The sequence below is a fragment of the Pseudomonas putida genome (genome assembly GCF_002025705.1).
Lineage (GTDB): Bacteria > Pseudomonadota > Gammaproteobacteria > Pseudomonadales > Pseudomonadaceae > Aquipseudomonas > Aquipseudomonas putida_J.
The window spans coordinates 6,045,101-6,067,479 of sequence record NZ_CP018846.1 but is presented as its reverse complement, the minus strand read 5'-3'; the positions used below and the strand labels follow the sequence as shown (position 1 = coordinate 6,067,479).

Below are 22,379 nucleotides of genomic sequence, written 5' to 3'. Positions count from 1 at the left end.
AAACGGACGTAGGAGCGGATTTATCCGCGATGCGCCGCGCGGGCGGCGCTCGATCTCACTGGCGCTACAAATGCCCAGGCAAACAAAAAAAGGGCCGTCGAAACGGCCCGAATATCCCTGCTATGGCTAAGAGCAATGCAACGAGGAATCCATCAACGATTGGGTTGCGGGGTCAGCCGCAGATAAGGTCTCACCGCCCGGTAGCCTTTCGGGAAGCGCTGCTTGATCTCCTCCTCGTCCTTCAGTGAAGGCACGATCACCACTTCATCGCCGTCCTGCCAGTTACCTGGCGTAGCGACCTTGTGGTTGTCGGTGAGCTGCAGCGAGTCGATCACCCGCAGGATCTCGTTGAAGTTGCGCCCGGTACTGGCCGGATAGGTGATGGTCAGGCGCACCTTCTTGTTCGGGTCGATGACGAACAGCGAGCGCACGGTGAGGGTGTCGCTGGCATTGGGGTGAATCAGGTCGTACAGGTCCGACACCTTGCGGTCGGCGTCGGCGATGATCGGGAAGTTGACCACGGTGTTCTGGGTCTCGTTGATATCCTCGATCCACTTGTGGTGCGAATCGACCGGGTCGACCGACAGGGCGATGGCTTTCACGCCGCGCTTGGCGAAGTCGTCCTTGAGCTTGGCGGTCAGGCCCAGTTCGGTGGTGCACACCGGGGTGAAGTCCGCCGGGTGGGAGAACAGCACACCCCAGCTGCTGCCCAGCCATTCGTGGAAGCGGATCTTGCCTTCACTGGATTCCTGCTCGAAGTCCGGGGCGATGTCGCCGAGTTTGAGGCTCATGGGGTGCGGCTCCTGTGCTGTGTTCTGGCTGATGGGTTCAATGTGCCCGCAATCGATGAGAAACAAAAAGAATAAATAATGATTTATTTATAACTTTTCAGCATACGAAATTGCGGCCACAAAAAAGCCTCGCACTAGGCGAGGCTTTCTGTGTGGCTACGACTTACAGGAAGCTGTAAGTGTAGTTCACGATGAAGCGAGCCTGATCCTGGTCAGCGCTGGCTTCGTTGCTACCGCCACGGTAGACGCCCTGACGCAGGCTGAAGCCCAGGCCTTTGAGGGTGCCTTCCTGAATGGTGTAGTCGACGCGTGCGTCACGTTCCCACTCGTTGTAGGTGCCGTGGCCGCTCTTGTAGCGAATGTCGTCACCACGCAGGTAAGCGATCGAAGCCTTCAGGCCTGGAACGCCCAGCGAGGCGAAGTCATACGAGTACTGACCGAAGTTGGTGTTTTCACCAGCACGGGCGAACTGGTTGATCATGCTGTCGGTGAACAGGTAGAAGCTGGAGCCAGCGGCACCTTCATTGTCACCATTGCCATCAACCACGTTACCCTGGTTCAGCCAGACAAAGCCGCCGTCATCGCTGACTTGCTGACGGCCGAGCATGAGCGCGTGACCACCGAGGGTATAGGTGAACATGGCAGACCAGGTCTTGTTATCCACCTTGCCAGTGTTCTTGGCATAACCACCGTTGTTGTTGAAGTTGTAACCGCCGCCGTGACCGTTGTTGCCATCGCTGCTGCTGTCAAAATAGCGCAGGTCGGTCTTGAACGACTGGTCGTCAGCGATCTTGAAGACGTGGGTCGCACCCAGGAAGTGCTGCTTGTAGAAGTCTTCCAGGTTCGAGTAGTAGTACTGCAGGGTCAGGTCTGGAGTGAGCTTGTAATCCAGGCCGCCGTAGCGGAACTTGTTGCTGTCAGCAGTGGCGCCAGCGACCGACAGGCCGGTACGGTTGCTCGAAGCACGACCCATGGCGTGGGTCAGCTGACCTGCGTTGACGGTCAGGTTGTCGATTTCTTTCGACTGGATGGTGCCGCCTTCGAAGGTTTGTGGCAGCAGACGGCCGTCGTTGGCAACCAGGATTGGCAGGTTCGGTGCCAGGGCGCTACCGAAGTGCACTTCGGTCTTCGAGAAACGAGCCTTGGCGTTGGCGCCGAAGCGAGCCCACTGGGCAGCTGCGCCCTTGCCATCATCCGGGAAGAAACCGGTTTTGTGGTAACCCTCGCCACCATCCAGGTGGATACCCCACAGGGCTTGAGCGTCAACACCGAAGCCTACGGTGCCTGGAGTGAAGCCCGAGATGTAGTCAAGCTTGAAGCCCTGACCCGACTCGCGCTGGTCCGGACGCTCGAAATTAGTCGAGCTGCTGGCATGCGCGTCACGGTTGTCGTTGTTGTAGTACATGGTGCGCGAGCTCAGCGACAGTTTGCTGTCCTCAACGAAACCGGCGGCACCTGCTGCTTGGGCGAAAACCCCCACTGCCACGGCCAGAGCCAGGCTGGACTTGTACATGTTTTGCTCCTCTACGTTCTAATTCTTGTGTATCTCTGGCGGCAGGATCTGTTGCCCCGCTCTACCGTGGATGGGCGATTAGCCCCAAAGCGCGACCATTTAGTCAATCGTTTCCAAACGTTTCTCGACTTTGGTCTAAGACGCCCCCTGCGCTACAGGATAATGACAATCCTATAAATCCAAAATGACCGTTTTATGAAATTGTAAGATTTTTAAGGAATATCGTAGGAACCTTTACTGCGAAAAGTTGTATCGGCGCCGTCAATCATACCTTTAGGTTATTTGCAAACGTTTGCCGACCAACAACCGGTTACTCGCCCTCACGAAGGGAAAAAAGAGTAGCAGCGGAATGCTGTTGCGCCAGTCGCCTTTTCAGCCATTGGCCAGCGTTAAAGCGTTTGGCTCCTAAGCTAATTCTAAAAAGTTATTTATTTTCGATTTCTTAGATCATCTAGTCTTCTCGCCATCCAAGACATCCATTGCCTGACGAGAGGTTCACCATGATCCCGCATGCTCCGCTGCGCCTGTTCGCCGCCCTGACCCTCGCCAGCGCCAGCTGGTTGGCCCAGGCCGCCGACCTGACCGTTGCCTACCAGACCACGGTCGACCCGGCCAAGGTGGCCCAGGTCGATGGCAACTACGAAAAAGCCAGCAAGGCCAGCATCGACTGGCGCAAGTTCGATAACGGCGCAGACGTGATCACTGCCGTGGCCAGCGGCGACGTGCAGATCGGCTACCTCGGTTCCAGCCCGCTGGCTGCCGCCGCCACCCGCAAGCTGCCGGTCGAGACCTTCCTCATCGCCACCCAGATCGGTGCCGGCGAGGCCCTCGTCGCCCGCGACAGCATCAAGACCCCGCAGGACCTGGTTGGCAAGAAAGTCGCCGTGCCGTTCGTTTCCACCGGCCACTACAGCCTGCTGGCCGCACTGAAAAGCTGGAACATCGACCCGTCCAAGGTACAGATCCTCAACCTCGCACCACCGGCAATCATCGCGGCCTGGAAGCGCGGCGACATCGATGCCACCTACGTCTGGGACCCGGCCCTGGGCGTGGCCAAGGAAAACGGCAAGGTGCTGATCACCTCGGGTGAGCTGGCCGAAAAAGGCGCACCGACCTTCGATGCCTGGATCGTGCGCAAGGACTTCGCCGCCAAGCACCCGGACGTGGTCAAGGCCTTCGCCAAGGTCACCCTCGACGCCTACGCCGACTACCGCAAGGACCCGCAAGCCTGGCTGGCCAACCCGGACAACGTGGCCAAGCTGGCCAAGCTGTCTGGTGCCAAACCGGCTGATATCCCGGTGCTGCTGCAGGGCAACGTCTACCCGCTGGCCGCCGACCAGGCCAAGGAACTGGGCGCACCAACCACCCAGGCGCTGACCGACACGGCCACCTTCCTCAAGCAGCAAGGCAAGGTTGAAGCGGTGCTGCCGGACTACTCGCCGTACGTCAGCGCCCAGTACATCCCCAACTAAGACTGCAATTGCACGGAGCCTGCCATGGCCTTGCTCGAACTGGAGCGCATCAGCGCACAGTACCCCGGCGCCACCGCCCCGGTGCTGGCCGACATCAACCTGAGCCTGGGCCCACGCCAGCTGCTGGTGGCCCTGGGGCCATCCGGCAGCGGCAAGACCTCGCTGCTGAACCTGATCGCCGGCTTCGTCGCCCCCAGCGCTGGGCGCATCACCCTCGACGGCGTGCCCGTACAGGGCCCGAGTGCCGAGCGTGGCGTGGTTTTCCAGGATGATGCCCTGCTGCCATGGCAGAACGTGCTGGGCAACGTTGCCTTCGGCCTGGAGCTGGCCGGTGTGCCACGCGCCCAGCGTGAAGCCAAAGCCCGCGAGATGCTGGCGCTGGTCGACCTCGACGGTTTCGGCGAGCGGCGCATCTGGCAACTGTCCGGCGGCCAGAAGCAGCGCGTGGGCCTGGCCCGGGCGCTGGCCGCCGACCCGCGGGTGCTGTTGATGGACGAACCGTTCGGCGCGCTCGACGCCTTCACCCGTGAACAGATGCAGGAACTGCTGCTGCAGGTCTGGCAGCGCACCGCAAAACCGGTATTCCTGATTACCCACGACATCGAAGAAGCAGTGTTCCTCGCCAGCGAGCTGGTGCTGCTGGCACCCAACCCCGGCCGCGTGGTCGAGCGCCTGCAACTGGACTTCGGCCAACGCTATGCGGCTGGCGAGTCGGCCCGGGCGATCAAGTCCGACCCACGTTTCATCGAAACCCGCGAGCATGTCCTGGCCCGCGTGTTCTCCCAACGCCAAAGCCTGCAGGAGCGCGCATGAGCAGCCTGGATCTGCCGGTCGCCGGCAAACGCGACAGCCACATCCGGCCCGCCCCCCTGGCGCGCCGCCCATTGTCTACCCGCTGGATCAGCACCCTGACCTTGGCCAGCCTGCTGCTCGCCTGGTGGCTGGTGACTGCCGCCGGCTGGATCGAGCCGTTGTTCCTGCCCTCGCCCGGTGACATCCTGGCCAAGGCCTGGGCCCTGCTCACCCAGGGCTACATGGACGCCAGCCTGTGGCAGCACCTGGGCGCCAGCCTGGGCCGTATTGGCGTGGCACTGGGTGCCGCGACCCTGACCGCCATCCCGGTCGGCATCGCCATCGGTTACAACCGCGTGGCCCGCGGTATCCTCGACCCGCTGATCGAGTTCTACCGGCCGATCCCGCCGCTGGCCTATCTGCCACTAATCGTCATCTGGTGCGGCATCGGTGAGCTGTCCAAGGTGTTGCTGATCTACCTGGCGATCTTCGCCCCGATCGCCATCGCCACGGCCACTGGTGTGCGCACCGTGGACCCGGCCAAGCTGCGCGCTGCGCAGTCGCTGGGTGCGACCCGGGCGCAGCTGATTCGCCACGTGATCCTGCCCAGTGCCTTGCCCGACATCCTGACCGGCATCCGCATCGGCCTGGGTGTCGGCTGGTCGACCCTGGTTGCCGCCGAACTGATCGCTGCCACCAGCGGCCTGGGTTTCATGGTGCAGTCGGCGGCGCAGTTCCTGGTGACCGACGTGGTGGTGCTGGGCATCCTGCTGATCGCCCTGATCGCCTTCGCCCTGGAGATGGGCCTGCGCGCCCTGCAACGCAAGCTGGTGCCTTGGCACGGGCAGAGCCACTGAATTCCTGTTGACCACGCCAGCAGCCTGGCGCCTGATTGAAGAGACCGACATGAGCCTGACCATCACCCCCCTCAGCCCGGCGCTCGGCGCGCAGATCAGCGGCGTGGACATCAGCCGCGACATCACTGCCGAACAGCGGGACGCCATCGAGCAGGCGCTGCTTCAGCACCAGGTGCTGTTCTTCCGCGACCAGCCGATCAATCCGCAGCAGCAAGCGCGTTTCGCCGCTCGCTTCGGCGACCTGCACATCCACCCGATCTACCCCAACGTGCCAGAGACTCCGCAGGTGCTGATTCTCGACACGGCGGTCACCGACGTGCGCGACAATGCCGTATGGCACACCGACGTGACCTTCCTGCCGACCCCCGCGCTGGGCGCGGTGCTCAGCGCCAAGCAGTTGCCGGCCTATGGTGGCGACACCCTGTGGGCCAGTGGTATTGCGGCGTTCGAAGCCTTGTCGGCGCCGCTGCGCGAGATGCTCGATGGCCTGACCGCGACCCATGACTTCACCAAGTCGTTCCCGCTGGAGCGCTTTGGCACCACGGCAGAAGACCTGGCCCGCTGGGAGGCGACCCGGCGCAACAACCCACCGCTGTCGCACCCGGTGGTGCGCACGCATCCGGTCAGCGGGCGCAAGGCGTTGTTCGTCAATGAAGGGTTTACCACGCGCATCAATGAACTGAGCGAGCTGGAGAGCGAGGCGCTGCTTAAGTTGCTGTTCACCCATGCGACGCGGCCGGAGTTCAGCATTCGCTGGCGTTGGCAGGAGAATGACGTGGCGTTCTGGGACAACCGCGTGACCCAGCATTTTGCGGTGGATGACTACCGGCCGAACCGGCGGGTGATGCACCGGGCGACCATCCTGGGGGATGCGCCTTTCTGATGGGCCCAGGGGAGGCCTTCGGCCTCCTTTCGCGACACAAGGCCGCTCCTACAGGAGATCGCGTTCCCTTGTAGGAGCGGCCTTGCCGGGGCGCCGGACCGGTCGGAAATGGCCGCAAAGCGGCCCCGGCGATCTAGCGGACCAGGTGCAGGAACTGCATGTGCCGTTCGTACTGGTCGAGGATGTCGTTGATGATCTGCTCCTTGCTGTAGCCCACCAGGTCATAGTTCTGGCTGCCTTCGCTCAGGTGCACCTCGGCCCGGTAGTAACGGCGGTTCTTCAACTCCTGCGTACCCAACCCACCCAGCGCGAACGACGGCGTGAAGTAGCCGCGCATCTGCACCTGGTAGATGAATGGCTGCTCCTCGCCATGGCCAACCTTCAGGCTGACGTTGTCATGGCTCGGGTCGTCCTGGGTCACCAGCACCAGGCCCTTCTGCTCGAACACCTCACGCACATCGGCAATCGCCGGGCGCACCACATCGTCCATGAAGCGGTACACCTCATCACGCGACGGGAAGTGCACAGCCTGGCTCAGGCGTTGACGCCAGCCACCACGGCCACGGCGTGACTGGGCGAACGGCGCCAGCGAGTGCATCTGCGCGATCTGCCGCTGGCTCTCCAGGTAGAAGGCCTTGTGCAGCCCCCACATCATGCACAGCAGGATCAACGAGAACGGCAGCGAGGTCAGCACCACCGCCGACTTCAGCGAGTCAATGCTACCGGCGAACAGCAGGCCGCTGGTGATCAGCGCGGTCATCGCGCCCCAGAAAATGCGCAGCCAGTTCGGCCCGTCCTCGTCGGCACCGCCGCCCTTGGCAGACAGGGTCGACAGCACCACGGTGCCGGAATCGGCCGAGGTAACGAAGAACACGAAGCTGATGAACACCGTCACGGCGATCACCGTCTTGCTCCACGGATAGGTTTCCAGCAGCAGGTAAAGGCTCATCGACGGATTGTCCAACGCCGACTGGCCGAGCGCGGTCATGCCGTGGTTGATCACCTGGTCCAGCGCGCTGTTGCCGAAGATCGACATCCACGCCAGGGTGAAGCCCAGCGGAATCAGCAACACGCCGAAGACGAACTCGCGAATGGTGCGGCCGCGCGAAATGCGCGCGATGAACAACCCCACGAACGGCGCCCAGGCAATCCACCAGGCCCAGTAGAACACTGTCCAGCCGCCCAGCCAGTCGCGTTGCTCGCCGTAGGCATATACGTCGAAGCTCTTGCGCGGCAAGGCGCCCAGGTAATCGCCGAGGTTCTGGATCAGGGTATTGAACAGGTGCTGGGTGGGGCCGGCGAAGAGCACGAACAGCAGCAGCGCACAGGCCAGGAACAGGTTGATGTCGCTCATCACCCGCACGCCCTTTTCCACACCCGCCACGGCTACCGCTACCGCCGCGCCCATCATCAGCGCGATGAGGATCACCTGCACCCACTGGCTATGGCTGATGCCGAACAGGTAGTCGAGGCCGGCATTCAGGTGCAGCACACCAAAGCCCATGTCGGCGCCCAGGCCGAACACCGTGGCGATGATGCCGAAGCCATCCACTGCATAGCCGATCGGGCCGTTGATACGCTTGCCGATCAGCGGATAGAGCGCCGAACGCAGTGCCAGCGGCAGGTTATGCCGGTAGGCGAAATAGGCCAGCGCCATGCCGACGAAGGCGAACACGCCCCAGCCGTGCAGGCCCCAGTGCAGGAACAGGATCTGCATCGCCTGGCGCCCGGCCTCGGCAGTGCCCCCTTCGCCCTGGGGCGGGGTGAGCATGTGAGTCAGCGGCTCGGACACGCAGAAGAAGAACAGCGTGATGCTGATACCGGCGGCAAACAGCATGCCGGCCCATGACAGGTAACTGAACTCGGGTTCGTCGTGATCGGCACCGAGTTTGATCTTGCCGTAGCCCGACAAGGCAGTGACCACCACGAACACCAGGTACAGGGTCATGGCCAGCATGTAGTACCAGCCGACCGTGTTGGCCGCCCAGTTCTGCGCTGCCAGCAGCCACTCGCCGGCAGCCTGCGGGAAGGCGATGACCACCAGGCCGAACAAGAGAATGAAACTTGCCGCGAAGTAGAACACCGGCGGGTTCATGCGGATCTTGCCATTGGCAAGGGATGGGGACGGTGCACTCATGAAACAGGCACCTCGTCGATCGACGTGAGGTTCGGAATGAACGGGTTCAGCAAAGGAATCCTCCTGTTGAACACCGGCAGCGGACCAGCGTTTTTCATTGAACAAGCGTTCAAGTTAAACATGGATCGGCTTTCAAAGCGAACCGGGGCGCCGATTGGCGCCCTCCTGTTCTGGCCCTTTCGCGGGCAAGCCCGCTGCCACAGGGGCATCACAAGTTTTGAACACTGTGGGAGCGGGCTTGCCCGCGAAGAGGCCGGAGCAGGCAATAGTCAGTTCTTGTCCTGGCAATCCAGCTGCAGGTTGGCCTGGGTGATGTTGCTCTCAGCCGGCACACTGCGGGTCAGCCAGACATTGCCCCCAATGGTCGAGCCCTTGCCGATGGTAATCCGGCCCAAGATCGTCGCCCCGGCATAGATCACCACGTCATCCTCGACGATCGGGTGGCGCGCCAACCCTTTGTGCAATGTGCCCGACTCATCGCTCGGGAAGCGCTTGGCGCCCAGGGTCACGGCCTGATAGATGCGCACCCGCTCACCGATAATCGCCGTTTCGCCGATCACCACGCCAGTGCCGTGATCGATGAAGAAGCTCTGGCCGATCTGCGCGCCTGGGTGAATGTCGATACCGGTGGCCGAATGCGCCAGCTCCGAGCTGATGCGCGCCAGCAGCGGCAAACCCGCCTGATAGAGGTGGTGGGCCAGGCGGTGGTGGATGATCGCCAGGATCCCTGGATAGCACAGCAACACTTCATCAACGCTGCGCGCCGCCGGGTCGCCGTGGTAGGCCGCCAGCACATCGGTATCGAGCAGCACACGCAGGCCCGGCAAAGCCGCAGCAAAGCCCTGGATCAAAGCCAGGGCCTGGGCATCGACAGCAGTCAGGTCGCCCTTGCTCTGGCGCGCGGCATAGCGCAATTCCAGGCGCGCCTGCACCAGCAGTGCCGTCAGCGCCGCGTCGAGGGTATGGCCGACGTAGAAGTCCTCGCTCTCTTCACGCAGGTCGACCGGGCCCAGGCGCATCGGGAACAGCGCCCCGCACAGCTGCTCGAGAATCTGCCGCATGGCCTCACGCGAAGGCAGCTCGCGCCCGCCCTGCTCGCCTATGCTGCGGCCATTGCGGCTGCGCCATTGCTCGCGGGCACCGCGCAGGCCACTGACAATGCTGTGCAACTGCCAGTGCCCAGATGAAGGTTGTTCGCTCACGCTGTTCTCCTGCCGATGGTGGCCAATCTGTCGTTATGCAATCCACTTTACGGCAAATCCGTCCCTTGGAAAAAACAACGCTTTATTCCATCCTGCGCTAAGTCGGGCATAAGCCGCGATGACGGCCGCAGCATCCTGGCCTACCCTCAAAGCAGCCAAAACCTGGCACAGATCAAAATGGGAATAACAAAATAAGTTTTTATTATTTCCAGGCCTAACAAGCCAACTCTATAGTCGCCACCCACTACTTCCACAACAAGCGCGGGGCCTGACATGTCGAAATTTGCCAAACCGCTTCTCAACGCCAGCCTGGCCATCCTGCTGGGTACCGGCCTGCTCGGCCAGGCCTTTGCCGGCGAGCAGCTGAAGACCATCCAGGAAAAAGGCGTGATCAACGTGGGCCTGGAAGGCACTTACCCACCGTTCAGCTTCCAGGACGAGAACGGCAAACTGGCCGGCTTCGAGGTGGAGCTTTCGGAACTGCTGGCCAAGGAGCTTGGGGTCAAGGCCAAGATCCAGCCGACCAAGTGGGATGGCATCCTCGCCGCGCTGGAATCCAAGCGATTGGACGTGGTGGTCAATCAGGTGACCATCTCTGAAGAACGCAAGAAAAAATACGACTTCTCCGAGCCCTACACCATCTCCGGCATTCAGGCGCTGGTCCTGAAGAAGAAAGCCGAGCAGCTGCACATCAAGACTGCGCAAGACCTGGCCGGCAAGAAGGTCGGCGTGGGCCTGGGCACCAACTACGAACAGTGGGTCAAGCAGGACGTGCCCAAAGCCGAAGTGCGCACCTATGAAGACGACCCAAGCAAGTTTGCCGACCTGCGCAACGGCCGCATCGACGCCATCCTGATCGACCGCCTGGCTGCATTGGAATACGCCCAGAAGGCCAAGGACACTGAACTTGCCGGCGATGCCTTCTCGCGCCTGGAAAGCGGCGTGGCTCTGCGCAAGGGCGAGCCTGAGCTGCTGGCAGCGATCAACAAGGCCATCGACAAGCTCAAGGCCGACGGCACGCTGGCCAAGCTGTCCGAGAAATACTTCGGTGCCGATGTCACCAAATGATCGCTGAAAGCCTGCAACTCGTTGCCGACTCCACGCCCTTCCTGCTGAAGGGCGCGGGTTATACGGTGCTGCTCAGTGTTGGCGGCATGTTCTTCGGCCTGGTGCTGGGCTTTGCCCTTGCGCTGATGCGGCTGTCGAAGATCCTGCCGCTGAACTGGCTGGCCCGGGTCTATGTATCGTTCTTCCGTGGCACACCGCTGCTGGTGCAGCTGTTCGTGATCTACTTCGGCATGCCGCAGATCGGCATCGAGCTCGACCCAATCCCGGCCTCGCTGATCGGCCTGTCGCTGAACATGGCGGCCTACATCTGCGAAATCCTGCGTGCGGCGATCTCCTCGATCGACCGTGGCCAGTGGGAAGCTGCGGCCAGCATCGGCATGACCCGCACCCAGGCCATGCGCCGGGCGATCCTGCCCCAGGCGCTGCGCACCGCACTGCCGCCACTGGGCAACAGCTTCATCTCGCTGGTCAAGGACACCGCGCTGGCAGCGACCATCCAGGTGCCCGAGCTGTTCCGCCAGGCGCAGCTGATCACGGCGCGCACCTTCGAAGTGTTCACCATGTACCTGGCCGTTGCCGTGATCTACTGGATCCTCTGCAGCATCCTCGCGCACTTCCAGAACCGCATGGAAGCGCGGGTCAACCAGCACGACCAGGAGCAATGAGATGATCGTCGCCAAAGGCCTGACCAAGCAGTTCAAGGGCCAGACCGTGCTCAACGGTATCGACCTGACCGTGCAACCGGGTGAAGTGGTAGCCATCATCGGCCCCAGCGGCTCGGGCAAGACCACCTTCCTGCGCTGCCTCAACCTGCTGGAAACTCCGGATGCCGGGCAGATCCAGATCGGCGCCATCAGCATCGATGCCAATCGCCCGCTCAGCGGCCAGCAGAGTGCGATCCGCCGCCTGCGCCAGCAGGCTGGCTTTGTGTTCCAGAACTTCAACCTGTTCCCCCACCGCACCGCCCTGGAAAACGTCATCGAGGGTCCGGTGATCGTCAAGAAGACGCCGCGTGATCAAGCCCTCGAGCTCGGCCGGCGGCTGCTGGCCAAGGTCGGCCTGGCGGGCAAGGAAGACGCCTACCCACGGCGCCTTTCCGGCGGCCAGCAGCAGCGCGTGGCGATTGCCCGCGCGCTGGCCATGGAGCCTGAAGTGATCCTGTTCGACGAACCCACTTCGGCACTCGACCCGGAGCTGGTCGGTGAAGTGCTGGCGACCATCCGCGGCCTGGCCGAGGAAAAGCGCACCATGATCATCGTTACCCACGAAATGAGCTTTGCCCGGGATGTGGCGAACCGGGTGATCTTCTTCGACAAGGGCGTGATTGTGGAACAGGGCGACGCCAAGGCCCTGTTTGCCAACCCGAAGGAAGAACGTACCCGGCAGTTCCTGCGCAAGTTCCTCGGTACTGCTGCCTCCGAGTAGACCTTCACTGACGCCATCGCGGATAAATCCGCTCTTACAGCCGTGTAGGAGCGGATTTATCCGCGATGGCGTCGGCACATCCGAAGAACTTCCAGGCTTCTATTCTTATTCCAAATTGTTAGTTCATAAACAACATATAAGCCATTAGGGTATATAAACCGGACCACCGGACCAGCAAACGTTGTCGCCATCAGCTGAAGCGACGCATCCACTTTGTGAGGTTCGGTTCTGATGACCACCCAGCCAAATACCCGATTCCACAGCGACCTCGACAGCTCGCCCCTGCTGCTGCCGGCCAAGGTACTGCGCAACGACGCCGAAGCCCTGCAAGCCGCCCACGAGCTGGCCGCAATTGCCCGTGAACAGGCCGCCCGTCGCGACCAGCAACGCAAGCTGCCTTGGGCAGAAATCGAACAGTTCACCCGTAGCGGCCTTGGCAGCATCAGCGTGCCCAAGGCCTATGGCGGCCCGGACGTCTCGTTCGCAACCGTCGCCGAGGTGTTCCGCCTGATCAGCGCCGCCGACCCGGCCCTGGGGCAAATCCCGCAAAACCAGTTCGGCATGCTGCAGCTGCTGCGCCTGACCGCTACCGAAGCCCAGCAGGCGCTGATCTTCCGCAGCGTGCTGGACGGCTGGCGCATTGGCAACGCCGGCCCCGAGCGTGGCACCAAAGACACCCTGACGCTCAAGGCCAGAATCACCCGTAGCGCTGACGGCTATCGCATCAGCGGTGAGAAGTTCTACTCCACAGGTGCCCTGTTCGCCCATTGGGTGGCGGTCAAGGCCCTGGACGACGAAGGCCGGCAACGCTTGGCCTTCGTCCGCCGCGGCAGCCCTGGGCTGCGCATCGTCGACGACTGGTCCGGCTTCGGCCAGCGCACAACGGCCAGCGGTACCGTGCTGCTCGATCAGGTACCGGTGGATGCCGAACTGGTCATCGACAACTGGCGCCAACGCGACCTGCCCAATATCCAGGGTGCGGCCTCGCAGCTGATTCAGGCGGCCATCGATGCCGGCATCGCCGAGGCAGCCATCGACGATGCCATCGCCTTCGTCCGTGAGAAATCCCGGCCCTGGATCGAAGCCAAGGTCGAGCGCGCCAGCGATGACCCGTACGTGATTGCCGAAATCGGCCGCCTGAAGCTTGAGCTGCACGCCGCCGAGGCGCTGCTGCGCAAGGCTGCGCGCGTGCTCGACGAGGTCAATGCCGGGCCGATCGATACTGACGCCGCAGCGCGGGCGTCGATTGCCGTGGCCGAGGCCAAGGTGCTGACCACCGAGATCGCGCTGCAAGCCAGCGAGAAGCTGTTCGAGCTGGCTGGCAGCCGCGCGAGCCTGGCCGAGTTCAACCTCGACCGGCACTGGCGCAATGCTCGGGTGCACACCCTGCACGACCCGGTGCGCTGGAAGTACCACGCGGTTGGCGCCTACCACCTCAACGGCACCCTGCCTGCCCGGCATTCCTGGATCTGATTTGAGGGCCCTGGGGCTGCTCTGCAGCCCTTGTGGGAGCGGCCTTGCGTCGCGAAAGGGCCGCAGAGCGGCCCCATGGCCCCGGAGAACACCATGACAACATCAGTTATCACCAACGACAGCCAAGCCTTGGCTGCCGCCGAGCAAATCGCTCAGCAACTCAAACGCGACAGCGCCCTGCGCGACCGCGAACGCCGCCTGCCCCACGCCGAACTGGAGCTGTTCACCCGCTCCGGCCTGTGGGCCATCAGCGTCCCCAAGGCCTTCGGCGGCGCTGGCGTGTCCAACGTCACCCTGGCCCAGGTCATCGCCCGCATCGCCCAAGCCGATGCTTCGCTCGGCCAGATCCCGCAGAACCACTTCTATGCCCTGGAAGTGCTGAGGGTAAACGGCAGCCCCGAGCAGCAGCAGCGCCTTTACGCCGAAGTGCTGGCAGGCCGCCGCTTCGGTAACGCCCTGGCCGAACTGGGCACGAAAACCGCCCACGACCGCACCACCCGCCTGACCCGTGACGGCGCCGGTTACCGCATAAACGGCCGCAAGTTCTACGCCACCGGCGCGCTCTACGCCCAGCGTATCCCGACCTCGGTGATTGACGATCAAGGCCGCCAGCAGCTGGCTTTCGTCCCGGCCGACAGCCAGGGCCTGCAGGTAATCGACGATTGGAGCGGCTTCGGCCAGCGCACCACCGGCAGCGGCTCGGTGACTTTCGACAACGTCTGGGTCGATGCTGGCGACGTGGTGCCCTTCCAGAGTGCCTTCGAGCGCCCGACCCCGGTCGGCCCGCTGGCGCAGATTCTCCACGCAGCCATCGACACCGGAATCGCCCGCGCCGCCCTGGATGATGCCCTGCATTTCGTGCGCACACGCAGCCGGCCATGGGTCGACTCCGGCCTGGACAAGGCCAGCGACGACCCGCTGACCCTGAAAAGCTTCGGCCAGCTGGTGATCCGCCTGCATGCTGCTGAAGCGCTGCTCGAACGCGCCGGCGAATTCCTCGACCACGCCCAGGCCGACAGCAACACCGACAGCGTCGCCGCCGCTTCGATTGCCGTTGCCGAAGCACGGGCGATCAGCACGGAAGTATCCCTCGCCGCCGGCACCACCCTGTTCGAACTGGCTGGCAGCCAGGCCACCCTGGCCGAGCACAACCTTGACCGCCACTGGCGCAACGCCCGCGTGCACACCCTGCACGACCCGGTGCGCTGGAAGTACCACGCCATCGGCAACTACTACCTGAACAACGCAAACCCACCGCGCCGGGGGACCATCTGATGGCCAAGCAGATCCTGCTCAATGCTTTCAACATGAACTGCATCGGGCACATCAACCACGGCCTGTGGACCCATCCACGGGACACCTCGACCCAGTACAAGACCCTGGAATACTGGACCGACCTGGCGCGCCTGCTGGAGCGCGGGCTGTTCGATGGCCTGTTCATCGCCGATATCGTCGGCACCTATGACATCTACGGCAATTCCGTTGACGTGACCCTCAAGGAGTCGATCCAGCTGCCGGTCAACGACCCGCTGCTGCTGGTTTCGGCCATGGCCGGCGTCACTCGCAACCTGGGCTTCGGCCTCACCGCCAACCTGACCTACGAAGCGCCGTACCTGTTCGCCCGGCGCCTCTCCACCCTCGACCACCTGAGCAACGGCCGGGTCGGCTGGAACATCGTTACCGGTTACCTCGACAGCGCCGCCCGCGCCATGGGCCTGGAGCAGCAGCCCGAGCATGATCGCCGCTACGACCAGGCCGATGAATACCTGCAGGTGTTGTACAAGCTGCTGGAAGGCAGCTGGGCCGATGACGCCGTGGTCAACGATCGCCAACGCCGGGTGTACGCCGAGCCGGGCAAGGTGCGCAAGGTGCAACACCAGGGCGAGTTCTACAAGGTCGAGGGCTACCACCTGTGCGAACCCTCGCCACAACGCACGCCGGTACTGTTCCAGGCGGGCAGCTCGCCTCGCGGCCTGGCCTTTGCCGGTAACCATGCCGAATGCGTGTTCATCAGCGGCCAGGACCAAGCCGCTACCCGCGCCCAGGTCGACAAGGTGCGCGCGGCCGCCCAGGCCGCCGGCCGCGATCCGCAGGCAGTGAAAGTGTTCATGGGCATCACGGTGATCGTCGCACCCACCGAGCAACAGGCACAGGCCAAGTACGCCGAGTACCTGCAACATGCCAGCGCGGAAGCCGGCGTGGCGCACTTCGCCGCCTCTACCGGCATCGACTTTGCCACTTACGGGCTGGACGACCCCATCGGCGCCAGCAAGGGCAACGCCATCCAGTCGGCCACTCGCCAATTGCAGGAAAACCCCTGGACCCGCCGCCGCCTGCTGGAGCAGCACGCCCTCGGCGGGCGCTATGTAACCCTGGTCGGCGCGCCGGATCAGGTAGCCGAACAGCTGATCGCCTGGATCGACGACACCGGCTTGGACGGCTTCAACCTGACCCGCACCGTCACCCCGGAAAGCTACGAGGACTTCATCGAACTGGTGGTCCCGCAACTGCAGCAGCGTGGCCGTTACAAGACCGCTTACGCCGACGGCACCCTGCGCCAGAAGCTGTTCGCCAGCACTGACCCGTACCTGCGCGCCGACCACCCCGGTTCCACCTACCGCAACACCCCTGTCCCTGCCCCGACTGGAGCCCTGCACCATGCTTGAGAAACTGTTCCGGCCCGTCGCGGCCATCGCCATCACCCTCGGCCTGTCCGCCAGTGCCTTCGCTGCCGAACCACTGAAGATCGGCACCACTGCGGCCTTCGCCATCCCCCTGGAGGCGGCGGTGGAGGAAGCCCACAAGCAAGGCCTGGAAGTGAAGCTGATCGAGTTCAGCGACTGGATCGCGCCGAATGTCAGCCTGAACAGCGGCGACATCGACGTGAACTACTTCCAGCACATCCCCTTCCTGGAGAACGCCAAGGCTGCGGCCGGCTTCAACCTGGTGCCCTATGCCCCGGGCATCATCAACAACGTCGGCCTGTACTCGAAGCGATACAAGAGCTTCGCCGAGCTGCCCGAGGGCGCCAGCGTGGCCATCGCCAACGACCCGATCAACAGCGGCCGTGGCCTGCAGCTGCTGGCCAAGGCCGGCTTGATTACCCTCAAGCCGGGTGTCGGCTACAAGGCCACCGAGGACGACATCGTCGCCAACCCGAAGAAGCTCAAGATCCTGCAGGTCGAAGCCGTGCAGCTGGTGCGCGCCTATGACGACGCCGACCTGGTCCAGGGCTACCCGGCCTACATCCGCCTGGCCAACACGTTCGATGCCACTTCGGCGTTGCTGTTCGATGGCCTGGAAAACAAGGAATACGTGATCCAGTTCGTCATCCGCCCGCAGAGCAAGGATGACCCGCGCCTGGCCAGGTTCGTCGATATCTACCAGCACTCGCCTACCGTGCGTTCGGCACTGAACAAGGCCCATGGCAGCCTGTACCAGGCCGGTTGGGAAGGCTGACATGAGCCAGGCCAACGCGCTCAGGGCGCCCACCGCACAACCATCGCCGCCAACGGCCAGGGAGCAGGCCCTGCGCCCGGAGGTCAACGAAGCCCATGTCCGTTTCATCGGGCTGGGCAAGACCTACCCTGGCCAGCAGCAACCCGCGCTGCAAGGCATCGACCTGAACATCCGCCGTGGTGAAATCTTCGGCATCATCGGCCGCAGTGGCGCTGGCAAGTCGTCACTGCTGCGCACCATCAACCGCCTCGAACAGCCGAGCCAGGGGCGCGTGCTGATCGACCAGGTAGACATCGCGCCATTCGATGAGGACCACCTGGTGGCGCTGCGCCGGCGCATCGGGATGATCTTCCAGCACTTCAACCTGATGTCAGCCAAGACCGTGTGGCAGAACGTCGAGCTGCCACTGAAGGTGGCGGGCGTGGCCAAGGCCGAGCGCCAGCGCAAGGTCCGCGAGTTGCTGGAGCTGGTTGGCCTGCAGGAAAAGCATCATGTCTACCCGGCGCAGCTGTCCGGCGGCCAGAAACAGCGAGTCGGCATCGCCCGTGCCTTGGTGCATGACCCCGAGATTCTGCTGTGCGACGAAGCCACCTCGGCGCTGGACCCCGAGACCACGGCGTCGATCCTCGAACTGCTGCGCGACATCAACCGGCGCCTGGGCCTGACCGTGGTGCTGATCACCCACGAAATGGCGGTGATCCGCGACATCTGCCAGCGCGTGGTGGTGCTGGAACGTGGCGCAATCGTCGAACAGGGCGAAGTCTGGCGCGTGTTCGGCAGCCCGCGTCATGAGGTCACCCGCACCCTGCTCGCGCCGTTGCAGACCAAACTGCCTGCGGCTTTGCAGGCAAGCCTGCGCGCCAGCCCGGTGGGCCGTGACAGTGCGCTGGTGCTCAAGCTCACCCTGCTCGGCGAGCCCGCGCTGTCTGACCTGTTCGCGGAACTGGGCGGGCGCGTGCGCCTGCTCCAGGGTGGCGTGGAGACCATCGGCGAACATGCGCTCGGGCAGCTGATTCTGTCGATACAGGGCTCGCCGCACGACACGCACCATTTGCTCGAACGCGCCCGCCGCTGGGCTGAAGACGTGGAGGTACTGGGCCATGTGGTTTGATCGCTTGCTCGAAGGCCTGCTCGACACCCTGCTGATGGTTGGCGTGTCGTCGCTGGTCGCGCTGCTGGTGGGTGTGCCGATGGCGGTGCTGCTGGTCACCAGCGACAAAGGCGGCATCTTCGAGGCACCCTTGCTGAACCGGGTGCTGGGCGCCTTCGTCAACCTGTTCCGCTCGATCCCGTTCCTGATCCTGATGGTTGCGCTGATCCCCTTCACCCGGCTGGTGGTGGGTACTACCTACGGCGTCTGGGCCGCCGTGGTGCCACTGACCATCGCCGCCACACCCTTCTTCGCACGGATTGCCGAGGTAAGTTTGCGCGAGGTCGACCACGGCCTGGTCGAGGCGGCGCAGGCCATGGGTTGCCGGCGCTGGCATATCGTCTGGCATGTGCTGCTGCCCGAGGCACTGCCGGGGATCGTCGGTGGGTTCACCATCACCTTGGTGACACTGATCAACTCGTCGGCCATGGCCGGGGCGATTGGCGCGGGGGGGCTGGGGGACATTGCCTATCGGTATGGGTATCAGCGTTTCGACAGCCAGATCATGTTGACCGTGATTGCCATGCTGGTGGCCTTGGTGGCGCTGATCCAGCTGGGAGGGGACCGGTTGGCGAAAGGTTTGAACAAGCGCTGAGGGGCCCGTCGCAACATCTTCTGCGCCTGTGAGACCGAGCGCCGCCCGCGCGGCGCATCGCGGATAAATCCGCTCCTACATTTATTGCAACGTGGCCATGCCTGACAGGTCACCGTTGTCAGCCTTGTCTGTAGGACTCAAGCCATGCGCCAGGGCTGGCAACCATGGCGTTACAGGTTCGGCACGTTGCAACAAATGTAGGAGCGGATTTATCCGCGATGCGCCGCGCGGGCGGCGCTCGATCTCACAAGCGCTGAACAAATTCAGCCGTACCTCTCAGCCCCAGTGCAGATCCCCAGCCGGCACCGGCCGCCCGAACCAGTACCCCTGCCCCAGCTGGCACTGCTGCTCCAGCAGGAACCGCGCTTGCTCAGACTGTTCGATGCCCTCGGCATGCACCTGCATGCCCATGCTCCGCGCCAGGGCAATGATCACCCGCACAATCGCGATATCATCATCATCCAGCGGCAAGCCGGCGACAAAGCCCTGGTCGATCTTCAGCTTCTGCACCGGCAAGCGCTTGAGCCGCAGCAGCGACGAATACCCCGTGCCGAAATCATCGATGGCCAGATTCAGCCCCAGCTCACGCAGGCGATGCAGTTGCTCCAGCGCCACCTCCGGGTCTTCCATCACCGCACTCTCGGTCACTTCCAGCTCCAGCAGTGCTGGGTCCAGACCCGTCTCGTGCAGCACGTCCGCCACCTGCCGGTACAACTCGCGCTGGCCAAACAAGCGGCTGGAGATATTGACGGCAACGAACTCCAGCGCGCGTCCTTGTTCCTGCCATTGAACCATCTGCCGGCAGGCCTCACGCAACACCCAGGCATCGACCTCGGCAATCAGCCCGGTACGCTCGGCGATCGGGATGAACTCGCCAGGCGGAACCAGCCCACGCTCCGGGTGTTGCCAACGCACCAGCGCCTCGACGCCGACCATCTTAGCCGTGAACAGGTCATGCACCGGCTGGAAGAACACCCGCAGCTCATCCTTGGCCAGCGCCCGACGCAGCTCACTCGCGGTTTCCACCCGGTGCTGGGCGTGGGCAGTCAGCTCTTCGGTGTACAGCGCGTAGCAGGCACGCCCATTACCCTTGGCCTTGAATAGCGCCGAATCGGCATTGCGCAGCAGTTGCTCGGCGCTCAGGGCGTCGTTGGGGAACAGGCTGATACCCACGCTGGCACTGATGAACAGGCGGTGGCCATCGAACTCGAAGGGTTCACGCATACGCTCGATGATGCCTTGCGCCAGCTTGCCGGCCTGACCGACCTGCTGGCAGTTTTCGGCCAGCACACCGAATTCGTCACCGCCCAGGCGCGCCAGGGTCACGTTGTTGCCCACGGTCTCACGCAGGCGTTCGCCGACCAGTTTGAGGAGCTGGTCGCCGATGGTATGGCCAAGGCCGTCGTTGATGCTCTGAAAGTGGTCCAGGTCGAGCAACAGCAAGGCGCAACCACGCTTGTTGGCCTGCGCTGCAGCCAGCGCCTGCTCGGCGCGGTCGTTGAACAACAGGCGGTTGGGCAGACCCGTGAGCGGGTCGTGGTGGGCCAGGTAAGCCAGCTCCTGCTCGGTATGCCTGATCGCACTGATGTCGCTGAACACCGCCACGTAATGGCTCAGCTCGCCGCTGTCATCGCGGATGGCGCAGATCGTCTGCCATTGCGGATAGATTTCACCGCTTTTACGGCGGTTCCAGATCTCGCCGCTCCACTCGCCCTTTTCGGCCAGCGCGGCATAAATCTGCTGATAGAACGGCACGCCGTGGCGCCCCGACTTGAACTTGCTCGGGCGCTGCCCCAGCACTTCGTCCTGCTGGTAGCCGGTAATGCGCATGAAGGCGCGGTTGACGTGCACGATCAGGCCTTGGCGGTCAGTCACCAACACGCCCTCCAGCGTGCTGTCGAACACCGCCGCGGCCATGCGCAGGCGCTCACGGTCTTCGCTGCGCAGACGCGCACCGATACCGATGAAGTTGAGCAGGCGCGCACGGGACACGAAGATCAGCAAGGCACTGACCAGCACCCACACCACCACGTTGATCTGCCGGCCCACGGTCAACGCCAGGGGGTCGTCAGTCATACTGTGCAGGACCACCTCGGCCAGCACCAGCCAGAGGAACGAGAGCACCACATACAGCGCTGCCATGCGCAAGGCGTCGCGAACGGAAACAGACATGTCGGGGGGGAAAGCCCATGAAAAAGGATGGGGCATTATAAAGGCTGAAACATGCCGTGACTTCCTATCTGAAAGGGTGACTGGTTTTATTTCCCCGCCAAGGGATAATCACACCCTTCTCCCTGCATTCCCGAGGGCATCTACACCTATGTGGTACAACGGTCTGCTCGACTTGTCGGCCTGGCAACTGGTTGGCGTCACCCTGCTGATGACCCATGTGACCATCGTCAGCGTCACTATCTACCTGCACCGCTACTCCGCCCACCGTGCGCTGGAGCTCAATGGCGCGCTCAAGCATTTCTTCCGCTTCTGGCTGTGGCTGACCACGGCACAGAACACCCGCGAATGGACGGCCGTGCACCGCAAGCACCACGCCAAGTGCGAAACCCCGGACGACCCGCACAGCCCGGTCTACAAGGGCCTTGGCACGGTGCTGCGCAAAGGGGCCGAACTCTACCGCGAAGAGGCACGCAACCCCGAGACCCTGCGCATCTATGGCAAGAACTGCCCGGAAGACTGGGTCGAGCGCAACCTCTACTCACGCTACAAGCTCGGCGGCATCGTGCTGATGGCGGTCATCGACCTGCTGCTGTTCGGCACCATCGGCATCACCATCTGGGCGGTACAGATGATGTGGATTCCGTTCTGGGCCGCCGGCGTGGTCAACGGCCTGGGCCACGCGGTCGGCTACCGCAATTTCGAATGCCGCGACGCCGCCACCAACCTGGTGCCGTGGGGTATCGTCATCGGTGGCGAAGAACTGCACAACAACCACCACACCTACCCCAACTCGGCCAAGCTCTCGGTCAAACGCTGGGAGTTCGACATGGGCTGGGCCTGGATCCGTGTGTTCTGCCTGCTGCGCCTGGCCAAGGTGCAACGCGTGGCGCCCATCGCCCACCGGGTCGAGGGCAAGGCCAGCCTGGACATGGATACTGCCATGGCCATCCTCAACAACCGCTTCCAGATCATGGCCCAGTACCGCAAGCTGGTGATCGGCCCGCTGGTCAAGCAGGAGCTGGCCAAGGTCGATGCCTCGGTACGCCACCGCTTCCGCCGTGCCAAGCGCCTGCTGTCGCGCGAAACCAGCCTGCTCGAAGACCGCCACCACGTGCGCATCGAAAGCATGCTCGCCCACAGCCAGGCCCTGAAGACCATCTACGAGAAGCGCCTGGCGCTGCAACAGATCTGGGCCCGTACCAGCGCCAACGGCCACGATATGCTGGCGGCCATGAAGGACTGGGTACACGAGGCCGAGGCCAGCGGTATCCATGCCCTGCACGATTTCGCTGCACAGCTGAAAACCTACTCCCTGCGCCCCACGGGTGCCTGATAGCCGCTGATCGGCACGCCCCGCAACGGGGCGTGCCTGCAGGAACTTCCCCCCTGA

The 22,379-nt window shown here is 63.3% G+C and carries 19 protein-coding genes; 14 read left to right on the top strand and 5 right to left on the bottom strand.

Annotated features, from left to right (window positions below):
• Positions 1 to 152: 152 nt before the first annotated feature.
• Positions 153 to 791: a peroxiredoxin gene (locus BUQ73_RS27380; RefSeq protein ID WP_079230423.1), complete on the bottom strand. Its 639-nt coding sequence runs from the start codon at positions 789 to 791 to the stop codon at positions 153 to 155.
• Positions 792 to 954: 163 nt separating this feature from the next.
• Positions 955 to 2,304, bottom strand: a complete 1,350-nt coding sequence (locus BUQ73_RS27375; protein ID WP_079230422.1) for an OprD family outer membrane porin — start codon at positions 2,302 to 2,304, stop codon at positions 955 to 957.
• A 500-nt stretch (positions 2,305 to 2,804) separates the two neighbouring features.
• On the opposite strand from BUQ73_RS27375, the gene tauA reads away from it, so the two are divergent.
• The 4 genes from tauA to tauD are packed head-to-tail and all read left to right on the top strand — an operon-like array spanning position 2,805 to position 6,308.
• Positions 2,805 to 3,776 (top strand): taurine ABC transporter substrate-binding protein, encoded by a 972-nt coding sequence (gene tauA, locus BUQ73_RS27370; RefSeq protein WP_027917626.1) that lies wholly within the window; start codon positions 2,805 to 2,807, stop codon positions 3,774 to 3,776.
• Between the two features lie 24 nt (positions 3,777 to 3,800).
• A complete protein-coding gene (gene tauB / locus BUQ73_RS27365; protein WP_079230421.1) occupies positions 3,801 to 4,589 on the top strand; it encodes a taurine ABC transporter ATP-binding subunit in 789 nt (262 codons plus the stop codon).
• On the top strand, positions 4,586 to 5,425 hold the full coding sequence (gene tauC, locus BUQ73_RS27360) for a taurine ABC transporter permease TauC (protein WP_079230420.1): 840 nt from the start codon (positions 4,586 to 4,588) through the stop codon (positions 5,423 to 5,425). The genes tauB and tauC overlap by 4 nt, the downstream gene beginning before the upstream one ends.
• 49 nt (positions 5,426 to 5,474) lie before the next feature.
• The gene (gene tauD, locus BUQ73_RS27355) at positions 5,475 to 6,308 is read left to right on the top strand and encodes a taurine dioxygenase (RefSeq protein WP_079230633.1); all 834 of its coding nucleotides are present in this window, start codon (positions 5,475 to 5,477) and stop codon (positions 6,306 to 6,308) included.
• Between the two features lie 133 nt (positions 6,309 to 6,441).
• On the opposite strand, the gene betT is transcribed toward tauD, so the two are convergent.
• Both betT and epsC read right to left on the bottom strand, forming a co-directional pair.
• Positions 6,442 to 8,403 carry a choline transporter BetT gene (betT, locus tag BUQ73_RS27350; RefSeq protein ID WP_192858735.1) on the bottom strand — a complete coding sequence of 654 codons (1,962 nt, stop codon included), beginning with the start codon at positions 8,401 to 8,403 and terminating at the stop codon, positions 6,442 to 6,444.
• A gap of 311 nt (positions 8,404 to 8,714) precedes the next feature.
• Entirely contained in the window at positions 8,715 to 9,647 is a 933-nt protein-coding gene (epsC, locus tag BUQ73_RS27345) for a serine O-acetyltransferase EpsC (RefSeq protein ID WP_079230418.1), read from the bottom strand.
• Between the two features lie 273 nt (positions 9,648 to 9,920).
• Between epsC and tcyJ the strand changes: the two genes are divergently transcribed.
• The 9 genes from tcyJ (at position 9,921) to BUQ73_RS27300 (ending at position 18,817) form a co-directional block, all read left to right on the top strand.
• On the top strand, positions 9,921 to 10,715 hold the full coding sequence (gene tcyJ / locus BUQ73_RS27340; RefSeq protein ID WP_079230417.1) for a cystine ABC transporter substrate-binding protein: 795 nt from the start codon (positions 9,921 to 9,923) through the stop codon (positions 10,713 to 10,715).
• Positions 10,712 to 11,380, top strand: coding sequence for a cystine ABC transporter permease (tcyL, locus tag BUQ73_RS27335; RefSeq protein ID WP_027917633.1), 669 nt, complete (start codon positions 10,712 to 10,714; stop codon positions 11,378 to 11,380). The genes tcyJ and tcyL overlap by 4 nt, the downstream gene beginning before the upstream one ends.
• A gap of 1 nt (position 11,381) precedes the next feature.
• Positions 11,382 to 12,140: an L-cystine ABC transporter ATP-binding protein TcyN gene (tcyN, locus tag BUQ73_RS27330; protein ID WP_079230416.1), complete on the top strand. Its 759-nt coding sequence runs from the start codon at positions 11,382 to 11,384 to the stop codon at positions 12,138 to 12,140.
• A gap of 231 nt (positions 12,141 to 12,371) precedes the next feature.
• Complete coding sequence (locus BUQ73_RS27325; protein WP_079230415.1) at positions 12,372 to 13,613, top strand: SfnB family sulfur acquisition oxidoreductase; 1,242 nt, start codon at positions 12,372 to 12,374, stop codon at positions 13,611 to 13,613.
• 93 nt (positions 13,614 to 13,706) lie between these two features.
• Positions 13,707 to 14,888, top strand: a complete 1,182-nt coding sequence (locus BUQ73_RS27320) for an SfnB family sulfur acquisition oxidoreductase (RefSeq protein WP_079230414.1) — start codon at positions 13,707 to 13,709, stop codon at positions 14,886 to 14,888.
• Complete coding sequence (locus BUQ73_RS27315; protein WP_079230413.1) at positions 14,888 to 16,279, top strand: LLM class flavin-dependent oxidoreductase; 1,392 nt, start codon at positions 14,888 to 14,890, stop codon at positions 16,277 to 16,279. The genes BUQ73_RS27320 and BUQ73_RS27315 overlap by 1 nt, the downstream gene beginning before the upstream one ends.
• Entirely contained in the window at positions 16,272 to 17,072 is an 801-nt protein-coding gene (locus BUQ73_RS27310; protein WP_079230412.1) for a MetQ/NlpA family ABC transporter substrate-binding protein, read from the top strand. Before BUQ73_RS27315 ends, BUQ73_RS27310 begins: the two co-directional genes overlap by 8 nt.
• A gap of 1 nt (position 17,073) precedes the next feature.
• Positions 17,074 to 18,183 (top strand): methionine ABC transporter ATP-binding protein, encoded by a 1,110-nt coding sequence (locus BUQ73_RS27305; protein WP_079230411.1) that lies wholly within the window; start codon positions 17,074 to 17,076, stop codon positions 18,181 to 18,183.
• Entirely contained in the window at positions 18,173 to 18,817 is a 645-nt protein-coding gene (locus tag BUQ73_RS27300; RefSeq protein ID WP_079230410.1) for a methionine ABC transporter permease, read from the top strand. Before BUQ73_RS27305 ends, BUQ73_RS27300 begins: the two co-directional genes overlap by 11 nt.
• Positions 18,818 to 19,093: 276 nt before the next feature.
• Here the strand turns inward: BUQ73_RS27300 and dibA are convergent, their stop codons facing one another.
• Positions 19,094 to 20,989 (bottom strand): phosphodiesterase DibA, encoded by a 1,896-nt coding sequence (gene dibA, locus BUQ73_RS27295; protein WP_079230409.1) that lies wholly within the window; start codon positions 20,987 to 20,989, stop codon positions 19,094 to 19,096.
• A gap of 148 nt (positions 20,990 to 21,137) precedes the next feature.
• Between dibA and desA the strand changes: the two genes are divergently transcribed.
• A complete protein-coding gene (desA, locus tag BUQ73_RS27290) occupies positions 21,138 to 22,322 on the top strand; it encodes a delta-9 fatty acid desaturase DesA (protein WP_079230408.1) in 1,185 nt (394 codons plus the stop codon).
• The last annotated feature ends 57 nt before the right edge of the window (positions 22,323 to 22,379 follow it).

Bases quoted from the DNA above. Each gene is read 5' to 3' on its own strand.
- tcyL (WP_027917633.1), top strand. From the start codon at position 10,712: ATGATCGCTGAAAGCCTGCAACTCGTTGCCGACTCCACGCCCTTCCTG.
- BUQ73_RS27300 (WP_079230410.1), top strand. From the start codon at position 18,173: ATGTGGTTTGATCGCTTGCTCGAAGGCCTGCTCGACACCCTGCTGATG.
- tauC (WP_079230420.1), top strand. From the start codon at position 4,586: ATGAGCAGCCTGGATCTGCCGGTCGCCGGCAAACGCGACAGCCACATC.
- BUQ73_RS27375 (WP_079230422.1), bottom strand. From the start codon at position 2,304: ATGTACAAGTCCAGCCTGGCTCTGGCCGTGGCAGTGGGGGTTTTCGCC.
- BUQ73_RS27320 (WP_079230414.1), top strand. From the start codon at position 13,707: ATGACAACATCAGTTATCACCAACGACAGCCAAGCCTTGGCTGCCGCC.
- tauA (WP_027917626.1), top strand. From the start codon at position 2,805: ATGATCCCGCATGCTCCGCTGCGCCTGTTCGCCGCCCTGACCCTCGCC.
- betT (WP_192858735.1), bottom strand. From the start codon at position 8,403: ATGAACCCGCCGGTGTTCTACTTCGCGGCAAGTTTCATTCTCTTGTTC.
- tcyN (WP_079230416.1), top strand. From the start codon at position 11,382: ATGATCGTCGCCAAAGGCCTGACCAAGCAGTTCAAGGGCCAGACCGTG.
- tauD (WP_079230633.1), top strand. From the start codon at position 5,475: ATGAGCCTGACCATCACCCCCCTCAGCCCGGCGCTCGGCGCGCAGATC.
- BUQ73_RS27310 (WP_079230412.1), top strand. From the start codon at position 16,272: ATGCTTGAGAAACTGTTCCGGCCCGTCGCGGCCATCGCCATCACCCTC.
- BUQ73_RS27305 (WP_079230411.1), top strand. From the start codon at position 17,074: ATGAGCCAGGCCAACGCGCTCAGGGCGCCCACCGCACAACCATCGCCG.
- tauB (WP_079230421.1), top strand. From the start codon at position 3,801: ATGGCCTTGCTCGAACTGGAGCGCATCAGCGCACAGTACCCCGGCGCC.
- BUQ73_RS27380 (WP_079230423.1), bottom strand. From the start codon at position 791: ATGAGCCTCAAACTCGGCGACATCGCCCCGGACTTCGAGCAGGAATCC.
- desA (WP_079230408.1), top strand. From the start codon at position 21,138: ATGTGGTACAACGGTCTGCTCGACTTGTCGGCCTGGCAACTGGTTGGC.
- BUQ73_RS27315 (WP_079230413.1), top strand. From the start codon at position 14,888: ATGGCCAAGCAGATCCTGCTCAATGCTTTCAACATGAACTGCATCGGG.
- dibA (WP_079230409.1), bottom strand. From the start codon at position 20,989: ATGTCTGTTTCCGTTCGCGACGCCTTGCGCATGGCAGCGCTGTATGTG.
- BUQ73_RS27325 (WP_079230415.1), top strand. From the start codon at position 12,372: ATGACCACCCAGCCAAATACCCGATTCCACAGCGACCTCGACAGCTCG.
- tcyJ (WP_079230417.1), top strand. From the start codon at position 9,921: ATGTCGAAATTTGCCAAACCGCTTCTCAACGCCAGCCTGGCCATCCTG.